Source organism: Bacillus sp. FSL K6-2869 (assembly GCF_040869405.1).
GTDB classification, from domain to species: domain Bacteria; phylum Bacillota; class Bacilli; order Bacillales; family Bacillaceae; genus Bacillus; species Bacillus altitudinis.
In genome coordinates this window covers 1,142,608-1,154,958 of sequence record NZ_CP152035.1, presented here as the reverse complement: position 1 = coordinate 1,154,958, position 12,351 = coordinate 1,142,608, and the positions used below count along the sequence as shown (strand labels likewise).

Sequence of the window (12,351 nt, the reverse complement as noted above, 5' to 3'; positions counted from 1 at the left end):
TCTTTCTTATTCTCCTTTGCCGATAAAGGAATCTTGCACCCTTTTCCAAAACGGAAATGGTCTAAATCGGGCAAACCGGACATTCTCGTCTGCCACTCGGCATTGAATGGATTTCACATCTTTATGCAGCAGCGACAAATGATCTATCGTCACCTGAAAATCCACATCATTAATCGGTTTGATCACACACGTATGGTGGTCCGGCAAAATGAGCGGCGAACCGACCGTTCTAAACACTCTGTTGTTGATTGAAGCCATTTCTGCCAGCTGGATCGCCCTAATGGATGGGTGAATAATAGCCCCGCCAAGTGCCTTATTATAGGCTGTACTGCCAGATGGTGTAGACAAACAAAGACCGTCTCCTCTGAATGTTTCAAAAAGCTGACCCCTAATCTCAACATCTGCCACAAGTGTACCTTCCATACTTTTAATCGTACATTCATTCATTGCTAAATATTTTTCTTCCCTGCCCCCATCGTTGTACCTGACGATGACTTCAAGAATCGGATATTCCACAATATGATAAGGCGTTTTGGCAATGGCTAACACAAGCTTTTCAATTTCACTCGGGACCCAGTCCGCATAAAAACCAAGATGGCCTGTATGTACGCCGACAAAAGCGGTTTCGTTCAGACGGTTGCTATACCGGTGAAAAGCGTATAAAAGGGTTCCGTCTCCGCCAACTGTAATGACGAGATCGGGTTCCTCTTCATTTAATTCCATTCCAAAATCCAATAAGTAGGTCTGTATTTTATTTTTAAGTGTGTCAGATACAGAATTCCCTTTCGAAGAAACTGCAAATTTCATGAATTCTTCTCCTTTTCCACCTTGCTGCGACGAGAAAGCAGCATCATATTTGTTTAAGCTCAGGCTCAGCTATCGTTTTTCTTTTTCCGGGAAAAAGCCACTTGTGCTTCTTGAATTTCGCCTCTTATTTCAGACATCTCATCATCAAGAAGAGATGCTGCCTCAGAAGCTCTTTGAAGGCGCTGCTTGACCTTCTCCGGGATATTCCCGCTATATTTATAATTCAGAGAATGCTCGATGGTCGCCCAAAAATTCATGGCTAATGTACGGATTTGGATTTCGACGAGGAGCTGCTTCTCTCCATTGATCGTTTGTAGCGGATATAACACAACAAGGTGGTACGAGCGGTATCCGCTTTCTTTATGTTCTGCAATATAGTCGCGTTTATCTACAACCACGAAATCTTTTCGTGACTGGAGCATTTTCTTGACGACTTGTATATCTTCTACAAATTGGCACATAATGCGAAGCCCAGCAATATCCTGCATCGTTTCAATCTCATGCATCGGGATGTTTTTACGCTTTGCCTTTTCCAATATGCTGGCAACGGGTTTCACTCGGCCAGTGACAAATTCTACTGGTGAATGGTCATCCTCAAATTCATACAGTTTTCGAATGCCTTTTAGTTTCACTTTTAATTCTTCGACTGCTTGCTTATATGGTGCGAGGAATTGATCCCATTGTTTTTTGTCCATGAAACTTCCCCCAATTCCAAATACCTAATTATTTCAGAGGAATGTGCTCTTCACTTTCTCTTCCATATCTCCGTAATTGGCATTGTCTTTAATATTGTCGATTAAATAGTTTAATTCCTGATGAAGTTGAATGAGTTCTAGTGTTTGCTCTTCCGCCGCCAAATAGACAGGGATTTCACGATTCATTGCTTCTTTTAATGGAGCCCATGTATGTTCTCCTAAAATAAGATACGTAAAAGACTCCTCAGTCTCAAGTATGTAAACGAACGCAAAGTGATCAGAATCAACAAGCATTTGTCCTGATGCTTTTGCTTTTTGAATTTGCTCATCTGACTGGACCGTCAAGATCAGCCTGTCTTCTTTTAAAGTTGCTTCTGTGATTTCAATTCTGTTTTGCATCATGATCTCCTTTACAACAAAGTACAGCTTTATTTTATCATATCAAGTTCAATATTGATAAACCGAACTTTTTGAGAAAATTTGATTTCTCCATTTCGTTGTTCATTTTGCCTCATTTAGCATCTATATACGTCTCTTTTTAAGGAATAAATAAGAAAAAAAGAAGCTTTTCATGTACAATAATCATATTTCCTCTAAATGAAAGGTTGATGTCAAAATGGCACAGGAAATTGAGATAGAACTAAAACAATTATTAATGAAAGAAGAATTTGAACAGCTAAAAGATTATTTTCAATTAAAGGACGAGGACTTCCACACTCAAACCAACTATTATTTTGATACACCTCAATTTGATATAAAATCCAAATTCGCTGCATTACGAATGAGAGAAAAAGGCGGGCAGTGGGTCCTCACATTAAAGGAACCGCATGAGATCGGCCTTTTGGAAACTCACCAAACGATCGATCCTCCCGCAAGTCTTGAACATTTCCACCTGCCTGAAGGTGAAGTGGCAGACAGATTAGTATACCTTCACATTCAAAAGGATCAAATCGTGTATTTTGGTTCACTGGAAACGTCAAGAGCAGAAAAAATGATCAAAGAAGGCTTAATTGTTTTGGATCACAGCCGATATTTAACAGTAGAGGACTATGAACTTGAATTTGAAGTGAGCGATTTAGACATTGGACAAGCCGCTTTCACAGCATTGCTTCAGCAATTTCAGATCCCACCAAGACACACGAAAAACAAAGTCGTACGTTTTTATGAAGAAAAAATGAAAACAAAAGAATAGATGAATTCCTTGAAGGAGGAACATGATGAACGTCAATCAACTTCAATCCTTTATGCAGCTGCAAGCACTCAAATCGTTACAATCTGATAATGGACAAACACAACTCACAGCTGGACAAGAATCAAGCGCTGAGACTTCATTCCAGTCGCTGTTGCAAGATTTTTTAGGCGGATCAGAATTATCTCGTCTCCCGCTTTCCATTTCTGCTTTCATGGGATCGGACCCATCAACGTCTCCGAACACGCAATATGCACGCATGAATCCATATTTATCTGCGATAGCGGGCAGTGAACAGCTTCAATCTCAGTCTCTTTATGCAAATGACAGCCAATTGAATACCGCAAATGGTATTGGAAACGTCTTAAATAACAGCTACACACCGCCGCTTCAAAAAGCTGTTTCAGGCTCTTCATCAAAAGAGATTAATCAGATCGTCTCACAAATGGCTCAAAAGCACGGAGTTCCAGAAAAGCTGATCCACGCAGTGATCAAGCAAGAATCCGGTTATCGCACGAATGCTGTCAGCCATGCAGGTGCACTTGGACTGATGCAGCTTATGCCGTCTACTGCTAAATCACTTGGCGTGAACAATGCCTTTGATGCAGCCCAAAACATTGAAGGCGGAACGAAGTATTTAAAACAAATGCTGCAAAAATATAATGGAAATGTCTCACTTGCCTTAGCCGCTTATAACGCAGGCTCAGGGAATGTAGATAAGTACGGAGGCATTCCTCCATTTAAAGAAACACAAAATTATGTAAAGAAAATCACAGCTCAATATTTCGCCTAAACCGAAGAGAATAACCTCTTCGGTTTTTTGTATGTCGCTTTTCACCCTTTTTTGACTGAATGTGTTATGATATGGTCAATTGAACACGGACCCTGTCTCCCTCACTATTCCCAAAGCACCAAAGCGGTTTGTTTGTGGAATTGAGTAGAGGTTGTTAAAATAAGTATACAAGAATAGAAACAACAAAATAGAACAAACTGAATATCACTTTTGAAATACATGAAATTCGCAATAGGGTGAGCCATCCTATTAGCTACGAGTTAAAGGAGTAGTCAACATGGTACAATCGTTTAACGCACCTTACGAAGCGGTTGGAGAGGAACTTCTATCGCAACTTGTTGATACTTTTTATGAAAATGTAAAGTGTCATCCTTTGCTTCATCCTATTTTCCCGGATGACTTAAAAGAAACAGCAAGAAAACAAAAACAGTTCTTAACTCAATATTTAGGCGGACCGCCGCTTTATACTGAGGAGCATGGTCACCCAATGCTACGGGCGAGACATCTCCCTTTTCCGATTACTGAGGAGCGGGCGGACGCATGGCTTGAATGCATGGAGGATGCAATGGATCAAGTAGGACTAACCGGCGATATTCGTGACTTTTTATTTGAGCGGCTGTCTTTGACGGCTCGTCACATGGTCAACCAAATACCTGAAAAGGACGGACGATCTTGAGCTGCAATCCGCATGAGCAATATTTCTCACATTGTCACGGACATCCTCAAAAGCCGATTGAAATCTATGTATTCATTGATCCTCTCAGCCCGGACTGCTGGTTATTAGAGCCATCAATTAAAAAGTTGAAAATGAAATATGGCCGTTTCTTCACTTTACGAACGGTTACAAGTTCTAGTATTAATGCTTTGAACCGGAAACGAAAAAAACATTTACTAACCGAAGCGTGGGGGAAATTTGCCACGAAAACTCAGACCAAAAAAGAACAAATGCTGTCTGAACAAATTGTGACATCACCTTATCTCGCCTCTCTTGCATTAAAAGCAGCTGAACTTCAGGGCAGAAAATGCGGAATGAAATTTTTACGACTCATTCAAGAATCGCTTTTTTGCCATCAGCAGGACGTCACCAGTGAACAAGTCTTGCTAGAAAATGCAAAAACGGCTGGACTGGACATTGAAGAGTTCCAGCGAGATATCCATTCTCAAAGTGCTGTCAAAGCGCTCCAATGTGATATGAAAATCGCAGCTGAAATGGATGTGTCTGAGCTTCCCACTTTCGCCTTTTTTAATACGATAAATGGTGAAGAAGGATTAAAGATTTCAGGTGCATATTCTTATGATATTTACGAGGAAATTCTCTTTGAAATGATTGGCGAAAAACCAACACCTTCAGAACGACCGCCAATTGAATGGTTTATCGCTTACTTTCAATTTGCATCAGCAAAAGAAATTGCCGTTGTATATGACCTGACCCTTGAAGAAGTTGAACGCGAGATGAAAAAACTCGCATTTGCTAAAAAGGTAGAACGTGTACAAGTACATCAAGAAATGTTTTGGCGTTATACAGAAGGAGACAATCATTCAGATCTTGATGTCTACCGCTGTGAGAATGAACATGGGTGCTGACCCATGTTTTTTTCTTCACTCCCAAAGGAACACTCGTTCTATTTATAAGTACGAAGAAACCGCGCCGGGATAAGCGCGGTTTCACTATGTCTTAACGACAACAAAGGGGATGGGAGAAATTTTTCACGGTCAAACAAAGGGGTAATGTTTGTATGTGATTAATTTCACATCTGTAGTATATCAAATTTTGTCGACTTATGACAACCGATATACTATATGTTCATATTTTTGTCACAAAACATAAGAGGACTGTCACTTTCATATAGTGAAAGTAACAAAAAAATGGGGGGATCTGCATGCGCAGCACAACCATCGGACTTGTTGCCATTGGCTTATGTTTCTGTTTAAATATATTAGGCTTAATGAAGATGCTGCCTCTTTACCTGACATCTCCACTCCTATTCGCTTCTATTCTCTTTACACTCTATCGAATGAATCACCGAAAAACCTTCAAAGGATTTAAAGCGTAATCATTGAATGTACAAACCTCGTTCATATAGACGAGGTCTAGCGTGTAGGCAAACCCTCGCATTCGGTGTCAGTCCTGCAAAGGTTTTCTATCACGCTAAAAAGAAGTCAAAGGGCTAAAATTAAGTTCATTTTAGCCCTTTGTCAACAATCTGGTCTTTTTATTTCAAGAAAAAACTCCTGCCAAAAGGTGAGTTTGCACTCACACACCTGACAGAAGTCTTCTCGTTACTCACCAGTCTTTGAGATGAGCTCTTCCATTTCCTTTAATTTTTCTTCAAACAATTGACATGCTGCCTCAATTGGCTCTTTCGATGCCATATCTACACCAGCTTTTTTCAGCACGTTGATTGGATAGTCAGAGCTTCCTGCTTTAAGGAAGTCTGTATAGCGCTCCACCGCAGGTTTCCCTTCTTCTAAAATTTGTTTACTTAATGCCTGAGCCGCACTATAGCCTGTCGCATATTGATACACATAATAGTTGTAATAGAAATGCGGAATTCGCGTCCATTCTAATCCGATTTCCTTATCCACAACCATACCTTCGCCAAAATACTTCTTATTCAGGTCGTAATACAGGTTCGTCATAAACTCTGGCGTTAATGCCTCCCCTTCTTGCGCTTTCACATGAATCAGGTGCTCGAACTCTGCAAACATCGTTTGTCTGAATACCGTCCCTCTAAATCCTTCTAACAAATGATTGAGCACATACAAGCGCTGCTTTTTGTCCTCTAAATGATTCAGTAAGTATTCACCTAGTAATGCTTCATTTGTTGTAGAAGCTACTTCCGCTACAAAAATACTGTAGTTTCCGTACGGATATGGCTGATGCTTTCTTGTATAGTAGCTATGAACAGAGTGACCAAATTCATGAGCCAGTGTAAATAAATTATCAATATTATTTTGCCAGTTCATTAAGATATAAGGATTCGTACCATAGCTTCCAGAAGAATACGCGCCGCTTCGTTTCCCTTTATTCTCATAAACGTCTACCCAGCGATTTTCGAGTCCCTCTTTTAATACCGAAACATATTCTTCTCCTAATGGCGCTAACCCTTTCAGCATATAATCCTTTGCTTCATCATACGTCAGCTTCATGCCAGCATCTTTTACTAATGGTGTATACAAGTCATAATTGTGCACTTCATCAAGCTTTAATACCTTTTTACGCAATTCAATGTAGCGGTGTAATAACGGTAAATATTGATGAACTGTATCAATTAGATTGTCATACACTTCTTCAGGAATACTGTTGCGTGATAACGCTGCTTCTCTTGCAGATTTGTAATGACGTACTTTCGCATAAAAATTATCCTTTTTAATCGAGCCGCTGAGTGTAGACGCCAAAGTATTCTTATATTGATCATACGTTTTATAAACGGCTTTAAAAGCATTCTTTCTCACTTCACGATCATCACTGTTTAAAAAGGTAATGAAGTTGCCATGAGTAATTTTCTTTTCTTCTCCATTTTCATCCTTAACAGAAGGGAACGAAATATCTGCATTATTAAACATACTAAACGTAGTGGATGATGTTGATAAAGGTTCAGAGGCTTCAGCTAATAAAGCTTCTTGCTCCTCACTTAAAATATGCGGACGCTCTTTGTTAATTTCTTCGAGAGCGTGAGAATAAAGTTTTAATTCTTCTTTTTCCAAAATAAATTGCTGCAGCTTATCTTCTTGAATAGATAAAATTTCCGGAACAATATAGGCAGATGTACTAGACAGCTGTGTAAATAAATTGGATGCTTTATCATTTAAAGCCTGAAATGATGAATTTGTTGTATCTTCATCGTATTTCATGTGCGCATATGTATAAAGCTTACCAAGCTTTTCAGAAAGTTGATCCTGAAATGTTAGGGCTTCATACAAGACATCAGCAGAATGGGCCAGCTTGCCTTTAAATTGGGCGAGCTTCGGAATTTCTTTTTTTACAGCTTCGAATTCCTTATTCCAAGAATCGACACTTTCAAAAATATCTTCAAGGCGCCATTTGTTTTCTTCTTTTACTTCGCTTCTGTCTGGTAAATGATTGTTGTTATTTTGTGAAGTCATATGAATCCCCCTTGCATGAGTTGTGTTGAACCAACCTTTCGGAAAGTGAAAGAAATTGGTGTTGTATTTATCTTCTTTGTTTTGAACTATATTTGTCAAATCATATGCAGAAATAAATACCAAACAAACTAAAAAAATGAGAAAAAAGCGTTTCTTTCTATTCAATAGCAGCACCACCTTTTTCTTATCATGATCAAAGTGGGCATGAAACATGCTAATGAAATAAGAAAGCATCTCGTTTTATCGCTTCATCTGCTGTTTGTATAGGCTTTTGATTCGACGTTACTTGATAATTACCCTCTTTCGTCATGTATAAAAACCCTAGATTCACAAGCGCCCGTACATATGAAATGATCACCCCTTTGATTTCTTCTATTGTGACATTGGTATATCGGAGCTTCACTTCTTTATTCTGGACACATCGCTTAATTTCTTTTAAAAGTAGATGAATGGTCACTTGTTCTTTTCCCTTTCTAACCATCCAATCATAAAGACATCCTTGCCACACATAAACAGGGCTTGAAAAGATATATGCTTCTGTCAGGGGGATAAATAATTCTGTCGGTAGAAATGGCCATGCTGTTTGATGATGCTCATAAAAAATGGTTCTTAAACGCTTGCTTTCATTTGCTAAAATGCGGGGTGGCCGCTCCCTAAATTGCCGAATACACTTGAGCCACTCTTTATACAATTGATGATTGCTCGAGGAAACAGATAAGAGTGCTGGTAGTTGGCGATAAGCTGAAGGCGGTCTAACGGTCATTGAGGCACATATTTTCGTTGGCTGAAACACGAGAAGTTGATCCAGGTGGATGAATCTATTTTGGATCGGACAATAAAAAATGAGTCTCCTATTCTTTGACTGCCTTAAAATTCCCCAATGAATGGAGGAGAATGAAAAGAGCTGGCCAGCCATTCGTTTTAAACGATTCGCCCCTATGATCCATATAGGATAGAGCCCCGCAGCATGGAGACCTTCCGTTCGTTTATGTAGCTCTTTCCACGAAATATTTGCACATTGAAATTCGATGGCATAGCTTTTATTTTCTATAGCAACGGTCACATCAGGGCGCTGCTGAATGTTTGAAACATATTTCTCTAGTAACGGCTCATATCCAAGCTGCGTGAGCCAATCCTTAAGAGCCATTTTCCCTGCCTGATGATAAGCTGTTTCACCGGTGGACGCTAATGGACATGCCGAGAGCTGTTTATGTGCAAAATGATGGACACGATGCTCACCTAGCTTTAATAGAACCTCCTGCCTACATTCAGGACAGTAAAATTTGCACGTAGCTCTTACATGCTCTAGCCGCCTTTTAGTCAGATGTTGTGTGATGCGAACCAGCTTGCCATTCTCCATGATCGCTGCATTCATATATTTCGCCCCTTGCTCTTTGATGACCGTATTATAGCTTTTTCTCTCACAAGAAAGCGAATATCGAAAATGAACTTTTACCGTGTCAAAACACGATTTCAACCTGCTTTCCCTTAGTAAAATCAAAAATCCCCCTTTTAGAAAAGGGGGAAATACAATTTTTATAAAAGTGGTGATAATAATCTTGCTGTTGATTCAAACAGCCTCACCCTCAAAGGTCTCTTCGCAAATTCTTCTGGAACAATTTCATGTGACTGCTCTAAATCACCTAAGAAATCGTTGACCAGCTTCTCTGTGCTTTTTGTTTTATAGAGGAAAGCATTCACTTCAAAGTTCAGATGAAAACTTCTCATATCCATATTTGCTGTACCAATTGAAGCTAGCTCACTATCCACAATGATAAACTTACTATGCATAAAGCCTTGATCATATTCGTATACCTTCGCACCTGCTTCTAAAAGTTCGGGGAAGTATGAACGGGACGCATGAAATACGATGCGTTTATCTGGATTTTTCGGCGCAATGATTCGCACATCGACTCCGCTCAATGCAGCAATTTTCAGTGCGGACAAAATATCATCATCAGGTACAAAATATGGTGAAGCAATCCAAATTGATTTTTTGGCGGAGATAATCATGGAGAAAAAGAGATTTTTAATGACTTCCCACTGTTTATCAGGACCACCCGCAATCATTTGTACGCCTTCTGCTCGACTCTCCATATGGCTGAAATCTTTAAAATAATCCACACCCGAGCATCTTTCATTGGTCATGTAATACCAATCCTGCATAAAAATCTGCTGCAAATCACGAACGGCCTCACCTTTAATCATCAGGTGGGTATCACGCCAAAATCCATATTGTCTGCTTCTGCCCATATATTCGTCCCCAATGTTAAGTCCGCCGACAAATCCTACTTCTCCATCAATCACCACGATTTTCCGGTGATTTCGGAAATTGATTTTATTATTTAATAAGGGCAGTCTCACTGGTAAAAACGGAACGATCTGCACGCCAGCCTTTTCTAAGTCAGCAATATATTGACGGGAGAGTTTTAGGCTACCTACATCATCATATAAAAAGCGGACAATCACACCATTTTTTGCTTTCTCGATTAAAATGTCCTTTAATTCTTGTCCCAGATCATCATGACGGAGAATATAATATTCTAGGTGAATGTGATGTGTTGCTTTTTTGATCTCTTCAAAAATATGAGAGAACGTTTCTTCTCCATTGGTCAGAACTTTAGAGGATGTGCGATACGTAATAGGGGTATGTCCAAGTCTGTGGGCCAGCTTAAATAAGAGCTGCTGATGGTCACCCATATGAGTCATTTTTTCAATTGCTTCTCTGTGGATACGTTCATCTTCCTGGACAAGTTGTTCATCCAGTACCGCTTTCTTTTCAAAAAGTCTGCGCTTTTTAATATTGCGTCCAAAGAAAATATAAAATAAAAACCCGAAAAGCGGAAAGCTCCCAAGCAGAACAAGCCACGTAATCGTTTGAGAGGGATTTCTGTTTTCTAAGAAAATGACAAACCCGATGAAGATAATCGATAAAGTGAATAGAACACTGACGGAACTTAATACACTTACCGCTAGATCACCGGCAAAAATTTGGATAATCAAATAAGCACCTATCGTAATGATAAGAAAAAATAGAACTTTGACTACATTTCTCATTTCATTTTCTCCTTGCCGATCACTTTATTTACTTTTTCATTCAGATAAAAAAGTCGATTCCTCTATAGAAATCGACTTTTGGTTGTTACGAGAAGTGCTGTTGAATCGTTTCAAGCGCATTCTCTTTGACAATCAGCTGACCGTATTCTTGCAGTCTGTAGATGCTGACCACTGATTCATGAGCATATTCAAGCAGAATACTAAGCTTATTCTCCACCTGCTCATCTGACAAATCCTCGTGGAAGTCAACATATAGATAATAACGGTTTTCAAACGAATATAAACTTGTCGTAAAATCCTGCATATTTAATTGAGAAAGTGCAATCAAATCTTCAAAGTCATCCATTTTCAATACGAACTGAAGTTGAAGTTTTTTGTCCTTCTCATTATGATCTTCTTGATCTTGCTCTTCTTTATGAAAATCATCAAGCAGAGCATCTAAACTTTCTTCTTCTGTTTGATCTTTTTTATCTTCTGGAATCGGCAATTCGAGCTTTTGTCCATCTTTAGAAAGTTGGGCTTTTGTCACGACAATTTCAAGACCTTTGTCAAGTGCCTGTACTTGAATCCAAAGTGGTCCCTCTACTGCAAATTCTTCTTCTTCGTGCACTTCGTCCATCACTTCCCAGAACAGCTCTTCACTGCGCTCACGATTATACCAAATCTCTTCACGGTCAAAACCGCGATCTTCAATATCACCGTAGGAAATATAAAATTTGACTGTATGTTCATTTATTCTTTCGATTTCCATTTTGCCAACCTTCCCTTCTATATAAGATGTTGAAGGGACATACAAGCTCCCAATTAATAGTACTTTACTACACTTTACCCGTTCCGTCTACATGTTAACCATTTAAAGAAATGAGGTATTGCTGTGTACTGTCTATTTTATGATAAAACATGAATAAAAGAAATAAAAACGCATTTTTTGCAGAGAAAACTTGCAGAAACATATATTTGAATTGTCCTCATATATTGGTTGTACGAGCTATTTTAGTGAAATGAGGTGAACTGGATGGAAACAGAGTGGATCGTATCCTTACTGATGATTATTGGCATAGACCTCATATTAGGCGGAGATAATGCATTAATCATTGCGATGGCCAGTCGAAGCTTATCAAATGAAAAACGAAACAAAGCCATATGGATCGGCACACTTTTGGCAGTGCTGATGAGAATCACCATGACTGGTGCTGCCGTTTATTTATTGACCATCCCCTATTTGCAATTTATCGGCGGTCTCTTTCTCCTTTATATAGGATACAATTTGTTAATTGAACAAAAGAAAGAATCCATTCGGATTAAAAGCAGCGGCTCCCTTTGGCGTGCTGTTCAGACCATTGTGATTGCAGATCTTTTTATGTCACTTGATAATGTGATTGCTGTTGCAGGGGCAGCTAAAGGGAACATGGTGCTCACTGCCTTTGGCTTAATGATTTCAGTTCCGATTATTATTTGGGGAAGTAAGCTGATTCATGCAGCACTAACCAAGTTTCCGATTCTTTTATACGGAGGGAGTGCCCTTTTAGCTTTTACTGGCGGAGAAATGATTGTCCGTGATGTAAAACTGAATGAATTTATGTCGCAGCATACAACACTTGAATTGTTGCTTCCTTTTTTAACCGTCGCAACCGTTATTTTAGCCAGTCTCTTTTACGAACAAACGGCTGAAAATAAATAAAAAAAGCTGCCAAATGATCGGC

At 39.3% G+C, this 12,351-nt stretch carries 13 protein-coding genes; 6 read left to right on the top strand and 7 right to left on the bottom strand.

What is annotated here, in order from left to right; all coding sequences use genetic code 11:
* Positions 1–6: 6 nt before the first annotated feature.
* From MHI58_RS05750 to MHI58_RS05740, 3 genes are all read right to left on the bottom strand, one after another.
* Positions 7–807: an NAD kinase gene (locus tag MHI58_RS05750; RefSeq protein ID WP_008355343.1), complete on the bottom strand. Its 801-nt coding sequence runs from the start codon at positions 805–807 to the stop codon at positions 7–9.
* Between the two features lie 65 nt (positions 808–872).
* Positions 873–1,502 carry a GTP pyrophosphokinase family protein gene (locus MHI58_RS05745; RefSeq protein ID WP_008348457.1) on the bottom strand — a complete coding sequence of 210 codons (630 nt, stop codon included), beginning with the start codon at positions 1,500–1,502 and terminating at the stop codon, positions 873–875.
* Positions 1,503–1,535: 33 nt separating this feature from the next.
* Positions 1,536–1,901 (bottom strand): hypothetical protein, encoded by a 366-nt coding sequence (locus MHI58_RS05740; RefSeq protein WP_008348459.1) that lies wholly within the window; start codon positions 1,899–1,901, stop codon positions 1,536–1,538.
* Positions 1,902–2,118: 217 nt separating this feature from the next.
* Between MHI58_RS05740 and MHI58_RS05735 the strand changes: the two genes are divergently transcribed.
* From MHI58_RS05735 to MHI58_RS05715, 5 genes are all read left to right on the top strand, one after another.
* Positions 2,119–2,694 carry a CYTH domain-containing protein gene (locus MHI58_RS05735; RefSeq protein WP_368004385.1) on the top strand — a complete coding sequence of 192 codons (576 nt, stop codon included), beginning with the start codon at positions 2,119–2,121 and terminating at the stop codon, positions 2,692–2,694.
* A 25-nt stretch (positions 2,695–2,719) separates the two neighbouring features.
* Positions 2,720–3,484 carry a lytic transglycosylase domain-containing protein gene (locus MHI58_RS05730; protein ID WP_368004384.1) on the top strand — a complete coding sequence of 255 codons (765 nt, stop codon included), beginning with the start codon at positions 2,720–2,722 and terminating at the stop codon, positions 3,482–3,484.
* A gap of 277 nt (positions 3,485–3,761) precedes the next feature.
* Entirely contained in the window at positions 3,762–4,160 is a 399-nt protein-coding gene (locus MHI58_RS05725; protein ID WP_007499001.1) for a thiol management oxidoreductase, read from the top strand.
* Complete coding sequence (locus MHI58_RS05720) at positions 4,157–5,068, top strand: ClpXP adapter SpxH family protein (protein WP_007499002.1); 912 nt, start codon at positions 4,157–4,159, stop codon at positions 5,066–5,068. The genes MHI58_RS05725 and MHI58_RS05720 overlap by 4 nt, the downstream gene beginning before the upstream one ends.
* 296 nt (positions 5,069–5,364) lie before the next feature.
* Positions 5,365–5,538, top strand: a complete 174-nt coding sequence (locus MHI58_RS05715; protein WP_008348466.1) for a hypothetical protein — start codon at positions 5,365–5,367, stop codon at positions 5,536–5,538.
* A 226-nt stretch (positions 5,539–5,764) separates the two neighbouring features.
* Here MHI58_RS05715 and pepF read toward each other — a convergent pair whose 3' ends face one another.
* From pepF to mecA, 4 genes are all read right to left on the bottom strand, one after another.
* Positions 5,765–7,591: an oligoendopeptidase F gene (pepF, locus tag MHI58_RS05710; RefSeq protein WP_282746884.1), complete on the bottom strand. Its 1,827-nt coding sequence runs from the start codon at positions 7,589–7,591 to the stop codon at positions 5,765–5,767.
* A 214-nt stretch (positions 7,592–7,805) separates the two neighbouring features.
* Entirely contained in the window at positions 7,806–8,966 is a 1,161-nt protein-coding gene (locus tag MHI58_RS05705; RefSeq protein ID WP_056408060.1) for a competence protein CoiA, read from the bottom strand.
* A 161-nt stretch (positions 8,967–9,127) separates the two neighbouring features.
* A complete protein-coding gene (gene cls / locus MHI58_RS05700) occupies positions 9,128–10,648 on the bottom strand; it encodes a cardiolipin synthase (protein WP_024720122.1) in 1,521 nt (506 codons plus the stop codon).
* An 85-nt stretch (positions 10,649–10,733) separates the two neighbouring features.
* Entirely contained in the window at positions 10,734–11,399 is a 666-nt protein-coding gene (gene mecA, locus MHI58_RS05695) for an adaptor protein MecA (RefSeq protein ID WP_326112600.1), read from the bottom strand.
* Between the two features lie 264 nt (positions 11,400–11,663).
* On the opposite strand from mecA, the gene MHI58_RS05690 reads away from it, so the two are divergent.
* Positions 11,664–12,329: a TerC family protein gene (locus MHI58_RS05690; RefSeq protein ID WP_268431242.1), complete on the top strand. Its 666-nt coding sequence runs from the start codon at positions 11,664–11,666 to the stop codon at positions 12,327–12,329.
* The last annotated feature ends 22 nt before the right edge of the window (positions 12,330–12,351 follow it).

What these genes read in the sequence shown, in the direction of transcription:
- MHI58_RS05690 (WP_268431242.1), top strand. Translation starts at nt 11,664, where the DNA reads ATGGAAACAGAGTGGATCGTATCCTTACTGATGATTATTGGCATAGAC.
- MHI58_RS05725 (WP_007499001.1), top strand. Translation starts at nt 3,762, where the DNA reads ATGGTACAATCGTTTAACGCACCTTACGAAGCGGTTGGAGAGGAACTT.
- cls (WP_024720122.1), bottom strand. Translation starts at nt 10,648, where the DNA reads ATGAGAAATGTAGTCAAAGTTCTATTTTTTCTTATCATTACGATAGGT.
- MHI58_RS05740 (WP_008348459.1), bottom strand. Translation starts at nt 1,901, where the DNA reads ATGCAAAACAGAATTGAAATCACAGAAGCAACTTTAAAAGAAGACAGG.
- MHI58_RS05705 (WP_056408060.1), bottom strand. Translation starts at nt 8,966, where the DNA reads ATGAATGCAGCGATCATGGAGAATGGCAAGCTGGTTCGCATCACACAA.
- MHI58_RS05730 (WP_368004384.1), top strand. Translation starts at nt 2,720, where the DNA reads ATGAACGTCAATCAACTTCAATCCTTTATGCAGCTGCAAGCACTCAAA.
- MHI58_RS05735 (WP_368004385.1), top strand. Translation starts at nt 2,119, where the DNA reads ATGGCACAGGAAATTGAGATAGAACTAAAACAATTATTAATGAAAGAA.
- mecA (WP_326112600.1), bottom strand. Translation starts at nt 11,399, where the DNA reads ATGGAAATCGAAAGAATAAATGAACATACAGTCAAATTTTATATTTCC.
- MHI58_RS05745 (WP_008348457.1), bottom strand. Translation starts at nt 1,502, where the DNA reads ATGGACAAAAAACAATGGGATCAATTCCTCGCACCATATAAGCAAGCA.
- MHI58_RS05715 (WP_008348466.1), top strand. Translation starts at nt 5,365, where the DNA reads ATGCGCAGCACAACCATCGGACTTGTTGCCATTGGCTTATGTTTCTGT.
- pepF (WP_282746884.1), bottom strand. Translation starts at nt 7,591, where the DNA reads ATGACTTCACAAAATAACAACAATCATTTACCAGACAGAAGCGAAGTA.
- MHI58_RS05750 (WP_008355343.1), bottom strand. Translation starts at nt 807, where the DNA reads ATGAAATTTGCAGTTTCTTCGAAAGGGAATTCTGTATCTGACACACTT.